The sequence below is a fragment of the Paenibacillus sp. FSL H8-0048 genome (genome assembly GCF_038002825.1).
Taxonomy (GTDB): domain Bacteria; phylum Bacillota; class Bacilli; order Paenibacillales; family Paenibacillaceae; genus Paenibacillus_AQ.
This window is the reverse complement of the sequence record NZ_JBBODF010000001.1, coordinates 1149000-1167608: the sequence shown is the minus strand read 5'-3', so window position 1 is coordinate 1167608 and position 18609 is coordinate 1149000. Positions and strand designations below refer to the sequence as shown.

At 50.1% G+C, this 18609-nt stretch carries 17 protein-coding genes and 1 pseudogene; 11 read left to right on the top strand and 7 right to left on the bottom strand.

Annotated features, from left to right (window positions below):
* Positions 1–134: 134 nt before the first annotated feature.
* A complete protein-coding gene (locus NSU18_RS05110; protein WP_341148414.1) occupies positions 135–2012 on the top strand; it encodes an ABC transporter substrate-binding protein in 1878 nt (625 codons plus the stop codon).
* A gap of 53 nt (positions 2013–2065) precedes the next feature.
* Here the strand turns inward: NSU18_RS05110 and NSU18_RS05105 are convergent, their stop codons facing one another.
* The gene (locus NSU18_RS05105; protein WP_341148413.1) at positions 2066–2914 is read right to left on the bottom strand and encodes a DUF3658 domain-containing protein; all 849 of its coding nucleotides are present in this window, start codon (positions 2912–2914) and stop codon (positions 2066–2068) included.
* A gap of 62 nt (positions 2915–2976) precedes the next feature.
* Entirely contained in the window at positions 2977–4092 is a 1116-nt protein-coding gene (locus NSU18_RS05100; RefSeq protein ID WP_341148412.1) for a hypothetical protein, read from the bottom strand.
* Between the two features lie 460 nt (positions 4093–4552).
* Between NSU18_RS05100 and NSU18_RS05095 the strand changes: the two genes are divergently transcribed.
* On the top strand, positions 4553–5512 hold the full coding sequence (locus NSU18_RS05095) for a hypothetical protein (protein ID WP_341148411.1): 960 nt from the start codon (positions 4553–4555) through the stop codon (positions 5510–5512).
* A gap of 136 nt (positions 5513–5648) precedes the next feature.
* On the opposite strand, the gene NSU18_RS05090 is transcribed toward NSU18_RS05095, so the two are convergent.
* Positions 5649–6095 (bottom strand): OsmC family protein, encoded by a 447-nt coding sequence (locus NSU18_RS05090; protein WP_341148410.1) that lies wholly within the window; start codon positions 6093–6095, stop codon positions 5649–5651.
* Between the two features lie 143 nt (positions 6096–6238).
* Between NSU18_RS05090 and NSU18_RS05085 the strand changes: the two genes are divergently transcribed.
* Positions 6239–7249 carry a DHA2 family efflux MFS transporter permease subunit gene (locus NSU18_RS05085; RefSeq protein WP_341148409.1) on the top strand — a complete coding sequence of 337 codons (1011 nt, stop codon included), beginning with the start codon at positions 6239–6241 and terminating at the stop codon, positions 7247–7249.
* Positions 7250–7509: 260 nt separating this feature from the next.
* On the opposite strand, the gene NSU18_RS05080 is transcribed toward NSU18_RS05085, so the two are convergent.
* On the bottom strand, positions 7510–8406 hold the full coding sequence (locus tag NSU18_RS05080; protein WP_341148408.1) for a sulfurtransferase: 897 nt from the start codon (positions 8404–8406) through the stop codon (positions 7510–7512).
* A 156-nt stretch (positions 8407–8562) separates the two neighbouring features.
* Between NSU18_RS05080 and NSU18_RS05075 the strand changes: the two genes are divergently transcribed.
* Positions 8563–9510, top strand: coding sequence for a phosphotransferase (locus tag NSU18_RS05075; protein WP_341021484.1), 948 nt, complete (start codon positions 8563–8565; stop codon positions 9508–9510).
* Between the two features lie 304 nt (positions 9511–9814).
* Here NSU18_RS05075 and NSU18_RS05070 read toward each other — a convergent pair.
* Together NSU18_RS05070 and NSU18_RS05065 are read right to left on the bottom strand one after the other, a co-directional pair.
* A pseudogene (locus NSU18_RS05070) lies at positions 9815–10708 on the bottom strand (aminoglycoside phosphotransferase family protein).
* 63 nt (positions 10709–10771) lie between these two features.
* On the bottom strand, positions 10772–11143 hold the full coding sequence (locus tag NSU18_RS05065; RefSeq protein ID WP_341021490.1) for a hypothetical protein: 372 nt from the start codon (positions 11141–11143) through the stop codon (positions 10772–10774).
* A 285-nt stretch (positions 11144–11428) separates the two neighbouring features.
* Here NSU18_RS05065 and NSU18_RS05060 point away from each other — a divergent pair, with 285 nt between their 5' ends.
* The 5 genes from NSU18_RS05060 to NSU18_RS05040 are packed head-to-tail and all read left to right on the top strand — an operon-like array spanning position 11429 to position 14963.
* Positions 11429–12403 carry an ABC transporter ATP-binding protein gene (locus NSU18_RS05060; protein WP_341021492.1) on the top strand — a complete coding sequence of 325 codons (975 nt, stop codon included), beginning with the start codon at positions 11429–11431 and terminating at the stop codon, positions 12401–12403.
* A complete protein-coding gene (locus tag NSU18_RS05055) occupies positions 12396–13142 on the top strand; it encodes an ABC transporter permease (RefSeq protein ID WP_341148407.1) in 747 nt (248 codons plus the stop codon). Before NSU18_RS05060 ends, NSU18_RS05055 begins: the two co-directional genes overlap by 8 nt.
* Entirely contained in the window at positions 13142–13525 is a 384-nt protein-coding gene (locus NSU18_RS05050; RefSeq protein WP_341021495.1) for a GntR family transcriptional regulator, read from the top strand. The genes NSU18_RS05055 and NSU18_RS05050 overlap by 1 nt, the downstream gene beginning before the upstream one ends.
* A gap of 5 nt (positions 13526–13530) precedes the next feature.
* Entirely contained in the window at positions 13531–14232 is a 702-nt protein-coding gene (locus NSU18_RS05045; protein ID WP_341148406.1) for an ABC transporter ATP-binding protein, read from the top strand.
* Positions 14226–14963, top strand: a complete 738-nt coding sequence (locus tag NSU18_RS05040; protein WP_341148405.1) for a hypothetical protein — start codon at positions 14226–14228, stop codon at positions 14961–14963. Before NSU18_RS05045 ends, NSU18_RS05040 begins: the two co-directional genes overlap by 7 nt.
* 80 nt (positions 14964–15043) lie before the next feature.
* Here the strand turns inward: NSU18_RS05040 and NSU18_RS05035 are convergent, their stop codons facing one another.
* The gene (locus NSU18_RS05035) at positions 15044–15424 is read right to left on the bottom strand and encodes a PilZ domain-containing protein (RefSeq protein ID WP_036694281.1); all 381 of its coding nucleotides are present in this window, start codon (positions 15422–15424) and stop codon (positions 15044–15046) included.
* A gap of 143 nt (positions 15425–15567) precedes the next feature.
* Here NSU18_RS05035 and NSU18_RS05030 point away from each other — a divergent pair, with 143 nt between their 5' ends.
* Positions 15568–16173 (top strand): pentapeptide repeat-containing protein, encoded by a 606-nt coding sequence (locus tag NSU18_RS05030; protein WP_341148404.1) that lies wholly within the window; start codon positions 15568–15570, stop codon positions 16171–16173.
* 153 nt (positions 16174–16326) lie between these two features.
* On the top strand, positions 16327–17958 hold the full coding sequence (locus NSU18_RS05025; protein WP_341148403.1) for a sensor domain-containing diguanylate cyclase: 1632 nt from the start codon (positions 16327–16329) through the stop codon (positions 17956–17958).
* The last annotated feature ends 651 nt before the right edge of the window (positions 17959–18609 follow it).

Sequence of the window (18609 nt, the reverse complement as noted above, 5' to 3'; positions counted from 1 at the left end):
TTAATTTCATGGAATTTATTATATCTCACTTGGCAGACAGATCCTATTTGCAGAGCTACAGTGTTGTAACTGATAATGGTTATCAATTATAATAATAGAAATTTACAGTGGACGGCAGCCAGGGGGAAGTACTTGTGAGATTCGAGATGACAGAGAGCATTCGGGCATGGAACCATGTACCGGTTAGAATCATGGATATCCGTCATGTGATCATGAGGCCGGGAGAGCAGCAGCGGTATGTTTTTCCGTCAAGCAGCTTTGTATTCACGAATCAGGGAGAGGCTGAGGTTCGGCTCAATGGGGCCGGGCGCACTTCGGGTTATGCGCATGTTATTCATGGCGGGAAGGGGACCCTTCTTGAAATTTCGTGTCTGGAGCGAACATTTGATTATTACCTCATTCTATACAAACCGTGGATGGGCAGCTCCTTCACAGAAGCGGTCGTGGACAAGCCTAACCCTTTTCAGCGGAAATATGCCTTCCCCGGGAGTGACCCATGGGTGATTCTGTCCCTGCTGAAGCGTATGCATCAGTTATGGAGGAGCGGCGGGGAGCTGGAACGGGTGCAGGTGCTGGGACTGTTCTACCAGTTTGTATCTGAGCATTTCCGTCAGCTTGAGCTGGCGGGGGAGCAGGAGCCGGAGACAGATCTGGCGGAGCAGATCGCCCGTTATATCGGGGAATTCTATCACCAGCCCCTGTCCATGAGCGAAATGGCGGAGTTGTTTCATTATAGTACACATCACTTAGTGAGGGTATTCAAACGCAAGTATCAGTGCAGTCCGATGGAGTACGTGAGCCGTACCCGGATGCAGCACGCCAGAAGCCTGCTGGCCGGGACAGATGCACCGATACGCGATGTGGCTGAACGTGTGGGGTATACGGATTTTTATTATTTTAGCAGATTGTTCAAAAAGGTGTTCAGAGAGACTCCGGCACAGTTCAAAATGCACGCCCCGCTCCTGAAAGGTTCAAATCCTACCAAAGAGATGCTGGAATCGTTCATTGCTCCCCGTAAGGAAGCACGCTATATTGATATCGATGATAATCATTATCAATACAGAAGACGGAGTGTGAATGATTTGAAAGTTAGCCGAACACCCTTAATTGCGATAACCTTCTTAATCAGCTTATCCATGATGCTTGCAGGCTGTGGAGGCGGAAATACGAAGGCTGCTGATGACCAGGCCACCAAATTATTCTCCGACGCTTTCGGCAGACAGGTGGAGATTCCGGCGGAGACCGCGCAGGTAGTGGCGCTCGCATACGGCGGGTATATGCTTCCGCTTGGCCTGAAGCCGGCAGGTGTCAACCAGGAGACACTGGATCAATACAAGGAAGAGATGGCGGATGTGGAGAATGTCGGAGCAGGCGTAGGTAGTGTGGAAGCGATCTCCGCATTGATGCCCGATCTGATAATCATACCGGATTATCTGGGGCAGGATGTCATTGAGACCTATGAGAAGATCGCTCCGACCATAGCAGTAGCCTGGGGCGGTGACCCGGATGTGGTGAACACCTTACGGACCATGGGCGAGATTATGGGCAAGCATGATGAGGCAGAGAAATGGATTGCATCGTTCGATAAGAAGCTGCAAGGAATCCGGGATACCATCAATGTGAAGCTTGATGAAGGTACTACCGCCATCTCCTTCGTTATCCATAAAGGGGAAGTGCTGCTTGGAGGCGAGGGTGGTACCTTAGGCAAGCTGATCTATCAAGATTTCGGCTTTATCATGCCTGAGCAATTCAAGCAGTATGCTGACGGGGGAACGGTGCTGTCGATGGAGATGCTGGTGGACAAGCCGGCGGATTACTTTTTCACGCAAATGACTGATGAAGAGCTGGCTGCCATGCACGAGCTGTTCAAGGAGCCTGTCTACCAGAGCATTCCTGCGGTGAAGAACAACCGGATCATCAATGTCTCGCGCGCGAACTGGAACAATGGGCCTTACACAGTGGATCGTGGTGTGGATGCGCTGATTGAGCAGGTATCGAAGCTGCAGGAGTAGGCGATATGATGGCATTACCTGAATAAGCAGCCGAAGACTTCGGCTGCTTATTCTCATGGTGCTATAGTATTCTTATGCGTGCCAAGTTTAACAGAGAACTGATGCAAGGCCCTTGGCAGTCCGCTAAACTCTAAAACTCCTTGGTTAACTAAACTCCATATCCTATTGGTAATAAATGAATACCCTACGAATTGGTGCGAAGTATCAAATATTTTAGTTACCACATTTGCTGCGTTGATAAAGCCATTCTCATCTTGTTCTTGCTCTAATTCAATGACGGATCTAATGATCATTTCGTCCAGTGCAGATTCCTCAGCGCCTTTTACAGAACGCTCCTTCCACAAACGGAGTACATGATTTTCACTTGAGAGCATTAGCCATTCTGATTCATACCGTCTTCTTTGACTAGGATCAAGAGCAACACCTTGGTAGTATTTTTTAACGATGATCTGAAAATGTTCTCTATCCATTAAGCTACTCCAATAAGGTTTGGATTCTTCTTTGTTATGATTACCTATAGTATTAAAGAGCTCTGTCACATTAACAACATTGACCGGCTGTTTCCGGCCTCTCAGCAAATGCAATGCGAAACGTAAGCCTGTTTGGTCATGTGCGTTATCCGCACACCAAATGACAATTTTACTTAGCGTTACTTTTAATGAACCTGCGTCAGAGAGACTGAAAACAAGATAAACATATTGTTGGAGTTCATCTATTTGCCGTTTATGGTTGTGAACCGCCTCAATATGATTTTGGACGAGATTAAGGAGTCCCTCTGCTAACTTTTTTTCTTCAATACTGCCGTTCGTTTGATAATGATCTGCTGTTTTTAATAAGTTGTAAAAGAAAAACCGCAGGTCATTTCCATCTAATTGATGTAGGCGATCGTAGATCTTCTCCATTGATTCCCTCCTCACAAGGAATATTCTACCAATCATTTTAAAGAAGCGGTGCTACTCATGCTCTACAAACAGCGCCACAAACAGCGCCACGCTTCAAGTCTTCCCTCACTGATATACAGGAATAGATCGGCTTGCCTATGATACAAGTCTGGTTGAACCGGTAATTCATGGATCTGCGGCTGCATATCCGGCAGGCTCCAGCAATATAGGGGCAGGCCGGTTCCCCAGGCGAATAGTCTGCCGGAAGATGATGCGGCCAACTGTGCTTGTGCATGTATAAATACATCACTTGTACCAGAGCACATTGTATAAGCAGGCAGGTCTGTCAGAACAAGCTCTCTGCTCTTAATGGCCGCATTGTAGATCAGAATGGCTGGACAAATTCCTTCTTCCTGCCAATCTTCTTCATCTACCATCTCCCTATCAATCTGCCCCCATACCGCCAGCCGTTCGTTATCCAGCCATACCATTGGCAGATCCCAATCGATTAGCGGGGTCCAAATCGCGTTCAACTGCCCGCCTCGCCCCGTTGCCGGCTTGTTCTGAGCCCCATTTGAGAGATTCCATACCCGGGTGATGCCGGTCGGCGACCATACCCATCCTGTTTCCGCTATGTAGGTATGATCTGGAGAGACATGAAGCTGCCCGTGAAAATAGTCCAAATCGTCTTCCTGCAAATCGGAGCTTGCTTTGGTAAGGCTTATATCAGCAGCAACCGGCCCGGCCTCGGGCAGAACAACAGTAAGCTCCAACCGGTTCCAATCCACACCGTGAATAAGAACCAATTCCTGTCCGTATTCAGCAAAAGCCAGCGGATAGGTGGATACGCTGAAATGATAGGTTCCCCGGCTTAGTTCCAGCAAGGTATGGCCGGTTCGCAGAGAGACCACGGCGGCATGACGCCCGAACCGGTTGCTCACGGCGGCTGCTTGTCCGCAGGGACTAATGACGAGCTGTACCGGATGCTCCGGATGAAAATCTGGCAAATGAAGATCCGCTAAAGCGAGGGTACGGCCGGATATGAGATCAATCTGCCATAGCTGCAAGTGCTCGTTCAGAGCAATTAACTGAGTCTGTGAGTTCTCCCGGATTCTTGGCGGCTGCGGCAGTTCGTGGATCACAAGCAGCTTGCCGGGATCGGGTTGAAGCGGAGGATAGGTACAGCGCTGAAGCTCCATCGTCTAACTCCTTTACATACCATAGTTCACTGCATAGGCAGAGCCTGCCGCCCAGGTTCAGCAATTTGAGATGCCCTGGGCAGTAGGCTCCAAGCCTTAGGTTTCTGGTGCCGTAGCTACCGGATTTTCCTCATAACTAATCCAGTCACTCCATCTGTCGTGGAACGCAATAGTGCATTATACATAGTATAAAACGTTTACTGTATGACACATAGTCTTGTTGTTCATTTTGGAGGAGAGAAAACAGTAAACAATGTTGTTAACGTCATTATAAGAAATGACATTAGCACAGATGCCAGTTATATGAACTCTTCACCTATATTATCCCAGCACAAAGAGCCCGCGCAAATGCGGGCTCTTTACTTTTACTATTCTTTAATCTATCGTAGTAACACGCTTCAATTCACGGCAAACCTTTTTGGGACGGACTCCAGTATTAATTCACAAGCATCCTCGAGTGATGGATAATTTCAGTAATATTCTGATAGAAAAGGTGAAACTCGATATGAATCCATTTAATAGAAAAGTCAATGTTCCGTACGTCAAATTCCGTAAAGCCAACATCCTCCGAAACGACTCTACCCAGCATGACTGGCAGCACTGGGGCGGCTACCGTGATCAGATCCGGCAAGTTTTGGAACAAACTCTGGAGCATAACCGCTGCGGGCGCGGGCATATTTTATTACTCGGAGCCGGGAACGGAAACGATGTGCCCATCTCGTACATCGAGTCTATATTTGAACGGATCACGATCGTCGATATCGATGAAAAAGCATTGGACCGCTTTCTGGCCAAGTCGGCACACCCGGAAAAATACGAACGGGCAATCATTGATCTGACCGGCGTAGGAAGAGAAGTGTCTTCTCCGGATGACTTGAAAGAAAAGGTCGACGATTTGCTGCCAAAGGTGGACTTCTCGCCGCTGCATCCTCCTTTTGACGTGGTCATGAATTTATGCTTCACGACGCAGCTCATCTCCGCCTTTTTTTACAGGAAGAAAAATAGGGTTGTCCATACGCCAGAATACAGCGCTCAGCTGGATCAGTTGCTTGAGCGGATTCATATCAACATCTTTGAATCATTGCGGGGCCTCTTGGCATCGGACGGGGTGATTGTTCATTTAACTGATACTCTGCTGCTGCAGCACATGAAAACAACCGGCTATACCAGCCCGGCTACTTTTAAGACTCTGGAGCTGACGGGAGGGAATATCCGGGATAACTTGGACTTGATTTATGAGCATCTGCCGGAGCTGGCTAAACAAGGCTTATGCCTGCCGGGAGCATTTTTCCACGTTCATCCGCAAATTATGCGGCTCTATAAAGTTGAATTAAGGTTTTCGTTGCTGTGGGAGTTCGTCCATGACGAATATGAAGACAGGGATTACTTTGTGAGCGCGCATGTGCTGACCAAACTGTAGAAGAAGGTAGCCGGACCGGTTTTAGCCAGAACTGACGAAGGGGAGTGGGGGCTGCTAACCCGAATCTTTTGTAAGTTGTTAACAGGAAAGCCCCCAAACCCGCGTCCGACGCGGCTTCCCGGTTCTTATCGGTCGATTAGCTTTCGATGATAATGCTGTCCAGCTTGAGATTAACCGGATATGCGAGGGTATCTCCAACTGGGCATTTGCTTTCCAGGAATCGTACAAATTCTTCAACTTGTTCTTTGGGCGAATCTGTTTTGATTCGGAATGTATACCGAATGTCGGAATAGCCCGGACGTACCTCCGACCTGTTGAAAAAGCCATCCAGGTCAATATCGCCTTCTACATCCACTAAGAAATCCTTGAGGTTCACGCCGAATTTAGGCGCATACACTCTGGCTACGATAGACTGACATGCTCCCAGCGAGGCCAGCAAAGCTTCGACCGGATTCATTCCGGTATCGGTTCCGCCCAAGCTTTTGGGCTCGTCGATAATAAACTCAAAGCTTCGGGATGCTACTTTCACCTGGACTCCGTCTTGCAAATGCGCAGATGCTTTAAAAGTTTGTAGAGCGGCCATTTTATAAGTCTCCTTTTATAGTTAAGTTTATAGTAAATTAAATCACACTAATCCGCTGTGATTATTTTAAATTTAACGGGCTATATTGTCAATACCTGTGGATGTGATCCAGCCTTAAGAACAGATTGACAGGTGGAGTAACCATGAAGAGTAAGCCCGGTATCATCGTTTCATCATTGGTAATTGCGAATTTTCTTGGTCAGTTGATGCAAACCATGCTGAATACGGCGTTGCCGAGAATGATGCAGGATTTAGGGATTAATGAAGGGAAGGCACAATGGCTGATTACAATATATTATCTGATTGCAGGCATAACCGTGCCTATTGCCGGATTTTTGATCGGAAGATTCACTACGAGAGGGTTATTCTTTACTTCGGCAGGCGCCTTTGCCGCTGGAACCCTTCTTGCTGGAGGCTCTTCTAACTTCGCGTTCATCCTGATAGGACGAATGATTCAAGGGATCGGTGCTGGGTTATTAATGCCGCTGTTTCAGACCACGATTTTAAGAGTCTACCCTAAGGAAAAAATAGGTTCAGCAATGGGTTTAATAGGACTCGTTATGGGGCTCGCTCCGGCATTAGGCCCGACACTGTCGGGCTTAGTTGTTCAGGAGCACTCGTGGCGGATCCTCTTTTATGGAATCCTGCCCATTGGTATTGCCAATTTACTGTTAGCTGCTTTCTGTTTAAAGAATGTGGGGGAGAGCCATAAGGAAAAGCTGGACCTGAGATCCATTTTGTACTCAACAATAGGGTTTGCTAGTCTGTTATATGGTGTGAATCTGGCTGGAGAGCAGGGAGCCTCCCTTATAATGGCAGGGATGGTTACGTTAATTGGCATTTTGTTCATAACTCTATTCATTAGGCTGCAAATACAGTTGACGATCCCGCTGCTTGATTTCAACCTGTTCCGCAACCGTAGGTTTACAAGCGCTTCAATAATAGGAGTGCTGATGTTCATAGTCATGGTCGGTAGTGAGCTGCTGCTTCCGTTGTATGTACAGAATGTCAGGGGACTTACGCCAAGAGAGTCGGGTCTGATGCTGCTGCCGGGAGCACTGCTCATGGGACTGACTAGTGTATTTGCCGGCAGGTTATATGACCGCTATGGAATTCAGCTGATTCTCCGCGGTGGTTATATCCTCATAGTATGATTACCCATGCTTCTCCAATGACCATTTCGATCCGCTCGTTAGCCAGTTCCCTCGGAGGCGTTTTTCTGATTGCAATCATGACTCTATCGAGGAATAACACTTCATTAGCCGGTATGGAGAACATACTGCTTGGCTTTTACATGGCATTTTGGAGCTTGACTGTAATTGCCGCCGCAGGTTTAATCCTTTCTTTCAATTTAAAGGGACAAAAATCATAACTCCAGCACAAAAAGCCCGCGTCCAACGCGGGCTCTTAAACGTTACTCTTCCTCAGTGGCAATAGGATTTGCCGGAAAGGATATCCAGTCACTCCAGCTCCCCGCATACAGCCTCACATTCTTATACCCGGCTTTCTCCAATGCCAGTATATTTGGACAGGCGGTAACGCCGGAGCCGCAGTAGACGATGATCTCCGCATCCTTGCTCAGTCGGGCGAAATGCTCCTGAAGCTCATCCGCGCTCTTGAAGCTGCCGTCTGCATTCTGCGTGTCCTTCCAGAAGTAGTTGAACGCACCGGGGATATGGCCGGCCTTCTTATCAAGAGTCTCATTCTGGCCGCGATAGCGGTCATTCGCGCGGGAATCGATCAGCACGGGAAGAGTAGGTACAGCATCCGCATCGTTGACGTCACTCCCAGACTCAGCGCCAGCATTATTAACTGTTTTCTCCGAAACCTCCCGCACCTCATCAACACCTGCCAGCATCTGCGGTTGAACATTTGCCACGAACGAGCTGGGTACGCGAATCGGCTGATGATCCGTTACCGGGTATTTGTCTGCTTTCCAGGCGCTGAAGCCGCCCTCCAGAATGAAGACCTGCTCATGCCCGAGGTAGCGCAGCAGCCACCACAGCCGGGCGGCATTCATGCCGTTCTCATCATCGTAGGCCACAATACGTGAGTGGTTGCCGATGCCGAGCTTGGAGAGCCGGGATGCCAGCACTTGCGTATCGGGAAGGGGATGTCGTCCGCCATGCCCGCCTACAGGAGCAGACAGGTCGTGCTCCAAATCGAGGTAGACTGCGCCTGGAATATGCTCTTTATTATAACGTTCTTTGCCCTCCTGAGGCTTGCCCAAGGTGAACCGGCAGTCTACGATGATTTGTTCCGGCTCATAGAGTCTGGCGAGAAGCCAGCGTTTGCTTACAGTAGAGTCCATAGGTAATACCATCCTTTGCTAGTGTTATATGGTGTCTATTATAGCGGATAATTCGTTGACCGTATAACGGTAGGGCTGGCTGATCATTTGACACGGTCCTGATCTGATTCTACAATGGCTGGATACATAACCTATTGTCGAAAGGGGCATAAGCCTATGGAGGCCATCGTGAGTCAGGTCTGGCCTGAATGGAAGGGAACATTACACAAACGGAGCGGGGGATGGAATAACACCACTTATTTCGTGGAGAGCGGGGAGCGCCGCGCGGTGCTGCGGATCTACGACACACATAAGGACAGAAACAAAATAGAATTCGAACATTCGGTTCTCCTGAAACTGGCCGGGGCCGGTCTGCCGTTCAGTACACCACTTCCGATCCGTACTGCCAGTGGAGAGACCTTGGTTCAACTCGAAGACAGCGGAAAATTCGCCTGCTTGTTCGCTTATATTGAAGGGGAGTCCCCGTCCGGACAAGCTTCAGATTACTATGAATCTTTTGGAGAAGCGTCAGGCATCTTGTCCGCTGCACTGGCTGAGATCGATACGGGCATCCCGTCCGTATACCGTCCATACTATGAGCTTCGGACCTCGTATCCGCTGTGCACCCGTGAAGCGCTGCATGGTCTGGTGACGGACCCGCCCGAGTCTCTGAAGGAGCTGCTCCCGGAGCTGACCCTATTGGTGGAGGCTTACGATAATGCGGCTGATTCGCTGGAACAACTTCAGAGCCTGCCGCATCAGCTGGTACACGGCGATCTGAATGCTTCCAACCTGCTGGTGGATGGAGCGGATACCGCCCGGGTAACGGCGCTGCTGGATTTTGAATTTTGCACAAGGGATGTACGGGTTATGGATGCGGCTGTAATCCTGTCGGCACTGCTTAGTCATGAGGACTCGGAGCGGATCATTCGTGATTTCTGGAGGGGGTATAATCGCCGGATCACGTTGACTCCCGAAGAACTGGCAGCTATTCCGGTGCTTATGCTCCTGCGTAAGATCGATGTATTCCTGCATTTTGTCACCCGCTACTGGGAAGGGACCGATGAGGTAAATGTCTTGCAGCAGCAGGTGAGGGAGCTCGCGGCAGAGGTAGCTGCGATGTAGGCGGGAAGCTAAGCGTCAAGGTGTTTATTTAGCGATAACCCGGTGTCTGCTGAAGGTAGCTGGAATAGTTTCCTTTTCTCCACTTACTAATGAATTTACGTTGTTTTATGAATAAATAGTTGGAAAAACAACACCTAATTGAGCTGCGTTCACCCCATATTGGCGAAACCGTCCTCAGTATTTGCTGTTTTTCCACTTGCTTGAGCTTCATCGGCGCAAATTAAGAAATTAAGATACGTTTGTCCACTTGCTGCTGCCACGGATGAGGCTTGCGCTTCCTTCAAGCTTCCTCATGCATGCTTCCTTACAGGAAAAGCTGCTGATTATGTATTCTTGTCATAAGCTCTCTGCCAGAGCGGACGACCTCAGGTTGATGATGGTGAGTACCCCAGCAGATATCGCCGAGGGCCATTTTGATGCAGCATAATTGTATTTCGGCAGACTGGTCCTTAAGCACTTCAGGTCCATATCCTGCAAAATAGGCATCTCTGGCAGACGGATGATCTATGAAATATCTGGCGAACAGAATGGAGAAGTTGTCCACAGCCAGCCCCCACAACATATTCTCGAAGTCGATCATTCCCGTCAAAATCCCCTGGTCATCCACCAGCCAGTTGCCTGGCGTAGAGTCCCAGCTAATAGGCACAGGTGAGCTATGCCGGAAGATATGAACATTCTGAAGTGCCCATTCGGTTAACCTTAATTCATCGGCTTGCAGCAGCCCTTCATCAACACACTATGAAGTTAAGTCCTGAATGGCATCAGCAACATACTGCACCGGGTCAGCATTGTGACTTAGCTCTATCGGGTTTCCGTATTGATCGGGGCGGCCGAACCAGGGGCCTGTCTGTGATAGATGCAGAATCTTGGTTAATTCGCCTGCCTTGTAAAAAGCGGTTTCAACAGCGCTCGGGCTTAGTGCCGTCTCTCTCATAATGGACCCATCGATTGCAGTAATTAGTATGGCCTGCCAACCCTCCCCCTCGTAAGCAGCGATTAACTCAGGCACATATGGCTTCAAAGGCCCCACGCAATGACGGTATGCATAGACTTCCGGGTGCCGTCTCTGTTTGCGGCTGTATGTTTTCAAGTAATAATTTTTAGAGTCCTGACCGGCTTGCAGCTTCCAGACCCCGGTTCTTACACTATTCTGCCTGTAATTCGCCAAGACCTGAAATTGACTAAACCATAGACACACCAAACAGGGCACTCTCCGGCTGGGCGATACCAGAGAGTGCCCTGTTTCAGCGAGCGTATTCTTTTAGATTAACCGGTAGCCCGCAGGAAGATCTCCGCTGCTGCGGATACGGCGGATCTGATCCAGCGTCAGTCTCTGGTTAGTGGAGATGATCGATTCTACGTCGTTGCCGGAGATGTAGTCATCCAGATCGCGGATGCTGTGATTGCCGCGAAGCACACGGAAGCTGCCTCTGAACCGGGTTCTGCTGAACAGAACGAGTGTAGCATTGCTGCTGGTCGAGAAGAAGCGTAGGCTTTCGATGCCATCCAGAATATTGTCCGTATTGCGGATGCCGAGGTTGCCCCTGTAGATTCTGCTTCTTCCCCGGAAGTTTTCTTCGCTGTACACGGTCAGTCTTGGATAAGTCTGCGAGATATGAACCTCTTTATTCATGTGTATTCCTCCTTGGAGCGTTTTGGCAAAAGCAGCAAAATATCGCCAGCTGCAATACTATTATATGTATGCTGATAGAGACCGGTATGGTTAGAATCCCTGCACGGATAGCCTGTTTACATATAGCTTCAGGAAATTTTTCACAAACCCGCTTTACAAAATGAAAACCCTAGTGTACTATTTAACTAACACACCGATACAACATTGAAAATACACATGTTCCAGCACAGCAACAACCCGTGGAATGAATACTCCACCGATACCGATCCGCACAAGGAGGCTGTCATGAATACAACTGCTCATTATGCTCAGGGACCGTCTGGTCCAGCGCAAGAACAAACCGTACTGGAAATGCAAGGTGTCAGTAAAGTGATTAAGGGTAAGGCAATTGTGGATAGTCTAAGCTTCAAGATTCAGAAAGGAGAGATTGTAGGGCTGCTGGGACCGAACGGTGCCGGCAAAACGACCACCATCCGGATGATGACCGGACTGATCCGTATGAGCGGAGGGGATGTTCTGATTCATGGGCACAGCATCCGGAAGGATTTCAAGCAGGCGATCTCACAGATCGGGGCAATTATTGAAAATCCTGAGTTCTACCCTCATATGACCGGGTACGACAACCTGCTGCAATATCTACGTATGAGTGATGGAGCAGGGGAACCGCGAATTAAGGAGGTCGTCGAGCTGGTGGGGCTGCAGGAGGCGATGAACAAGAAGGTTCGGGCTTACTCGCTTGGGATGCGCCAGCGTCTGGGAATCGCTCAGGCCTTGCTGCACTCGCCGAAGCTGCTCATTCTGGATGAACCGACCAACGGGCTGGACCCTGCCGGCATCCGGGAGATGCGCGACTATATGCGGAGAATAGCAGAGGTAGAGGGCATTGCCATTCTAATCTCCAGTCATATGCTGGCTGAGATTGAACAGATCTGCCACCGGGCGGTGGTCATTCAGAACGGCAAGCTTGTAACGGTGACACAGCTTACGGAAGCGCCGGAGGCACGGAGTGAGGTAGCGCTTGCGATCCGGGTAGATAAGCTTGAAGCTGCACGGACTGTGGCCGGAGCCTTGCAGGGCGTCAAGGTTACTGGAACGGATGAAGCTCATTCCGAGCTGCATGTACAGCTGGCAGACGGAGACGTGCCGAAGGTTGTGGCGGCGCTCAGTGAAGCCAAGGTAGGGATTTACCGGATCACTGAGAACAGGCAAAGTCTGGAAGAGGATTTCCTGAAATGGACAGGGGGCAACCGCATTGCGTAAATTTAATCTGCTTGTGTTGAATGAATGGCTCAAAATAACTAAGAAACGCAGTAATATCATTCCTTATGTCCTCCTGCTGGTGTTCTCGCTGGCCGCGGGCTATATGACACGTACTTTTGCTACGGATATGTATGCTTCAGGGGCGGACTTTACGGCGGATTCTCTTCAGCCTAGAGGCATTGGCCAGATTCTGGCCATTCTGGTCATCGTCGGGACAGCAGGGATTGTATCCAGAGAATACAGCCAGGGCACGATCAAATTTCTGCTGATCCGTGCCCGCAGCCGCACGGCAATTCTGGCCTCCAAATATGTAACTGTACTGCTGTATACACTTAGCATGCAAGTAGTTGCAGCGGTGGCGCTGTTCCTCTCAGGCGCGGTCCTCTTCGGACTCAGCGGAGGGGAAGCGGGAGTAGGAGCGATTCTTGCTTCGCTGCTGTATTCAACTGTGTACTGTACCGTCTACGCCACGATCGGCTTCCTGCTGGGGATTCTGACGAAATCAACGGGCGTAACCATTGGGGCGACCATCTTCGCCACCACCATCGACAAGCTGGTCATTTCCCGTGAGTTCTACAAATATGTGCTGTTCCCAAATCTTAATCTCGCAGCCTACCAGGATGGCGGTGCGCCGATGCAGGGAATGAGTCTGACCTTTTCCATTATCCTGCTGTGCATCTACATGACGCTGTTTCTGCTTGCAGGCTTCGCCGTCTTCAGACGCAGGGATGTTGCTTGATGGGAATCGAATTCGATAATAACCAGCCGATTTATCTCCAGATCATGAATTACATCAAGGGAGAGATTATCACCGGTAAGCTGAAGCCTGGAGATAAGATTCCCTCTGTCCGTGAATTGGCCGCTGAACTGCAGATTAACCCGAATACCGTACAAAGAACATTTCAGGAACTGGAGCGTGAGACCATCGTGGAGACCCGCCGCGGCATGGGCAGATATGTGACCGGAAGTGAGGAGACAATTATGACCGTCAAGAAGGAGATGGCACAGGATGTGCTGGACCGTTTTATCCGCGGCATGCAGGAGCTCGGCTTCCAGAGCGAAGATATTCTGGCAGCAGTAGCGGAGAACATTCATCAGCGGAACCAGGAACAGGGGGAGTAAGAAGAGTGGATGATATACTTGACATTCAGAATGTGAGCAAACAGTTCGGGCACAGACAGGCGCTGAACCAGGTCTCCTTCAAGCTGGGCAGCGGCACCATTACCGGTCTTCTGGGAAGCAACGGCAGCGGCAAAAGCACACTCATGAAGCTGATTTCAGGACTCGCCTGGCCCGGCTCGGGCCGGATCTCAATTCTTGGCGTACCCGTGGGCGTCGAGAGCAAGAAGCTCGTCTCCTTCATGCCGGATGTGCCGGTCACGGAGTCATGGATGAATATTGGGGATGCGCTGAGATTTCAACAGGATTTCTACCCGGATTTCGATCAGGCCAAGGCGCTGCGGATGCTGGATTTCATGAAGCTGCGCACAGCGGATAAGGTGCGGACGTTATCCAAAGGGATGAATGAACGCCTGCAGCTGACCTTAGCCCTCTCCCGCCGGGCCAGATTATATCTGCTGGATGAGCCGATTGGCGGCGTTGATCCGGTGGCACGGACCAAGATTCTGAATGCGCTGATGGAGTTCTATGAGGAGGACAGCAGTATTCTGCTCTCCACCCATCTGGTAACGGATATTGAACGGATCTTTGATGAGGTGATTTTCCTGAAGGATGGGGAGATTGTACTGCATCGTCCGGTGGAGGAGCTTAGACAAGAGCACGGGAAAAGTGTAGATGAGCTGTTCAGAGAGGTGTTTGCCGAATGCTGAAGCTATTAAAATACGATCTTAAACGCCGAAAAGAACGCATTCTCGTCTTCATCGTCATTGCGTTGCTGGCTCAGGCCGGGCTGTGGATCTCCAGTGCACAGATAGACGTGAACTTGGCCTCGCTCAATCTGGTTATTTACTGTATACTGGCCATCGCGATGATATTTATCGCGGTTACCGGATATTTCCGTAATCTTAAATCCTATCAGCGGCGGCTTTTGCCGGTTACAGCACTGCAGACGGTCCTGTCCCCCATGCTGCTGGCGCTGCTGCTGATGGGTGTGGTCATCCTCATCGGCCTGGCCCATCTGGGAATCTTCAAGCTGCTGTACACCACAGCAAAATTCATACCCGGCAACCTGCAGACGGTTGGCTTCAGGGCATTGCTTCAATCCGTCTGGTCCAGCGGATTTCTAATGGTGATGGTGATGTTCTCCTTTACCGTAGCCTACAGTCTGCGCATGAAATGGAGAGTCTGGGTTGGCATCGCCCTTTTGGTCCTGCTGCAGAACGGGATTGGTTATCTGGAGAAGTTGCTCTTTAACACCTACTTCATTGGTCTGGATAATGCCTTTAAATTCGAGATTTACAATGGAGAACCCCAAACCGGCAGTGAATTTACTATTCCATACCTTCCAATTAATCCAGGGGCGCTGCTGTTTGAAGTGGCGGTGGTGTGCCTGATGATCTATGGAATGGTTATGCTGGTGAGGAGAAGAATCGAAGTATAAAAGGTACGTTCCTATTTCACGCAAGCAAGGTGTCTATCAGCCTTGCTTGCGTTTGTGTGCATCATTAAGGAGAGGAATAGCTATAAGCCTTGAGCGCTTCTTCCGCTGGTCCAGAGCTCCAGCTCCCGCAGGAGCTGTTCTTCCTCGTCTTCCTGCAGGTCCAGCCTTACCCCGTACTGGTATTGTCCCAGACCGAACATCCAGCCCCAGCGGACACTGCCTTCGTACTGTAGCTTCTCTTCCGCCAGCTGAAAATGAATAATCAGCTTAGTATCCCCTGCGGTGAAGCGGAGGTTCAGCGAGGTACGGACCTTACAGCCGGAGCGGCTAAGGTCAAGCAGGATACCCTCAGTCAATTTTCCCGCTCCCGGTCCCGAATTACTGGCGGGAATCTCAAGCCAGCAATCGATGGGCTGGTTCATTACATATCGGAATGGTTCTTTTCTGCTGGAGTCATCCATCATTTACCTCCGCGATTTTATTTGCTATTATATCGAAACGGCTACACTTGGACAATCTCCTAAAGTAGTATATTTAAAGAATAATATAGTATATGTTATACCATATCTTTGGTCCAATACCCAGATCAAGAGGTGCTTAAGCCATGTATCAATATTATAATGAAACGTTTATTGAGCATAATTTCGATTACGCGGCGTTGCAGGATGGAGAAATTAACGGCTGTACCTTTGAGCGCTGCTCCTTCCGGGGGGCTTCGATGGAAGAGATGACCTCCAGCGGCTGCCGGTTTGTCGATTGCGATTTCACCGGTGCCCTGCTGAATGCTTCGCTGCACACGGATGGTGCGTTCACCAACTGCAAGTTCACCGGAGCGAATCTGTTCGTGGCGAAGTTCGAGAACTGCAAGATGGTCGGATCGGATTTCGCCAACGCCCATATGGACGGAATCACATTGAGCGGAGGGGACTGGGCCTATACGAATCTGCGCCATCTGAATCTCAGCAGGCAGGATCTGCGTGGCATCCGGTTCACCGAGGCCGATATGCAGGGCTGTGATTTGCAAAAGGCGGATCTGCGCGGGGCGGATTTAAGCCGGGTTCAGCTTGCACAGTGTAAGCTTGCAGGGGCGGATCTGCGTGACGCCAAGCTGGAAGGGATCGACCTGAAGAGCCTGGATCTCAAAAACGTGCGGCTGGATGTGGAGCAAGCTGTGCTGCTGGCCCGCTCTATGGGAGCGAAGGTAGGGTAACGGCTCAAGAAAAAACGGCAGTGTGCCGGGTGCTGTATTATATTTCTGCTGGACTTTTCCGATAAAGAAATATCGACCCTTTTCGACATGTTGCTGCAAGAGTTCTTCAGTGGTCGGAATCATGAACAAGGTCATCGGAAGAGGAGAGTGTACATGTCATTAAGTCTTCGCACTTTATTTTCAACAGCATTTGCGGTCATTATCATCCTGCTCACGGCTATGCTCAGCTATGTGATCGGCAACCGTTCCACCACTTCCGTAGAAGTCGGTATCGGCAGCTCCCTGGCCGCAGAGGCCAATCAAATGTCCGAGAAGCTGGATCAGTTCATGTGGTCACGTTCCGGTGAAATAGAAGTTTTGAGTAAGCTTGATGCTTTTCAGGAGCCTGTGGAACCAGTAGAAGCCGGCGGATTGCTGGATCAGTTGAAGAAAAGTCTGCCGGTATTCACCTGGGTGGGCTTTCTGGATAAGACAGGAAATGTAGTTGCTTCTACTGATCGGATTCTGCAAGGAACAAATATCAGCCAGAGGCCGGTCTTCCAGCAGGCGCTTAAGGGAACCTTCGTCGGGGATGTCCACGATGCGGTGTTGCTCTCTAAGCTGCTGCAGAGTCCGACGGGCGAAGCGCTGCAGTTCGTTGATGTGAGCGTGCCGGTTATAGACAAGCAAGGACAGACAAGCGGCGTGCTGGCGGCACATCTTAGCTGGGAGTGGTCACGCGAGGTCGAGGCCTCCATTGTGAATCCGCTCAAAGAACGGCTTAAAGGCGTGGAGGTGTTCGTGGTCAGCAAGAAGGATGACACCATTCTGCTGGGACCTGAAGCGCTCACCGGCAAAAGAATGTCGGATGCGGTTCTGCAGCAGGCCCGCAGCGGCAAGAGCTCCTACGTGATTGAACAGGAGCGGGGCCGTGACTCCTATCTGACGGGATACGCCTACGGCGATGGTTACTTGAACTACCCTGGCCTTGGCTGGACGGTCATTATCCGTCAGCCTGCAGACATTGCTTTTGCCTCAGTCCATCAGCTTGAACGCTTCATATTGATCAGCGGTCTGCTGACCGCAGCAGTCTTCGCACTAATCGGCTGGCTGCTGGCCACATGGATCAGTCGTCCGCTGAGGGATATCACCCGTACAGCCGACCAGCTCAGCTCCGGTGCCGATGTGGAGATCCCCACGTCTACCCGGTTCAAGGATGTGGCGATTCTGTCGGCCTCTCTGCGGGGCCTGGTGAACAACCTGACTAAGACAGAGACCAAGCTAAGCTATATGTCGGATATGGCGCTGCATGATAAGCTTACCGGCTTGCCCAACCGGGCAGCGCTGGATGAGTTTTTGGCCCATGCAGTCAGTAAGGCCAAGCAGAAGCGGACAACGCTAAGCTTTTTGTACATGGATCTGGACGGCTTCAAAAAAGTGAACGACAGCTTCGGCCATGCGGTTGGAGATGCTCTGCTGCAGGAGGTTGCCTTCCGGCTGATGGACTGTACGCGGGACAATGAGATCGTTGCCCGGCTGGGCGGGGATGAATTCGTGATTATTCTCAATACCTCGGCGGGCAAACCGATGAAGGAAGCGGAGGTAGTGGCTTCGCGGATTATCAGCAAGATCAACCAGCCGATTCTGATCAAAGGCGAGGAGCTGCGTGTGGGCTGCAGCGTAGGTGCTGCTGTATGGACTCCGGACGGCGGAGATACCACCCTGACCCTGCGGCTCGCAGACGAAGCGCTGTATATCTCCAAGCGGAGCGGGAAGAACCGGATTACCTTCGAGGCGGCATCTTAGGATCAGGAGTCTGAAGCAGACAGATACAACAAACAACCTTTTATCAGCAGGACGGGGGTGCTCCTCTTGTGCCGGATAAAAGGTTGTTTGACGTGTTCTCACTACATTCAGCGCAGCCGCTTACGTGGATTAGACCATCTCTTTATCCATAGAAATCCTTCATCGTCCCGGAAAAACTTAATGCCTATCCAGCTCAGCGGTGTCCAAATTTCCTTGAAATAATATGAAGGCATAGTAAATTAGTCCCTCCGATATAGTTAATTATTACTAGTCTAAGCCAGGATGGAAGATTTAACAATACTTTTTATTACATATATATCCCATATTGTGCGTTCGCCCAGTTTTTTTGGGACTACAGGCATATGATGTAGAGGAATCAAAACTGGGCATATGCGTAAGAAAGGAGGGCTCTAGATGAGTGGAGGTCTGAGAACGTCAACCGCGACCATACTGGTATTGTTTATTTTGCTGATTATTATCCTTAGCGTATTTTAGCGGAAGAGAAAATAGGGGGTTATTGAAACAGCGCCTGGGTGTAAGCTCCGGGCGCTGTTTGCATGCGTATAAGCTTCAGTCCGCTTCCATATACATCATAACAGGGATAAGCACAGGCAGTTTGGCAGAGCGGTGCATTTATTACAGTAGGAAAGG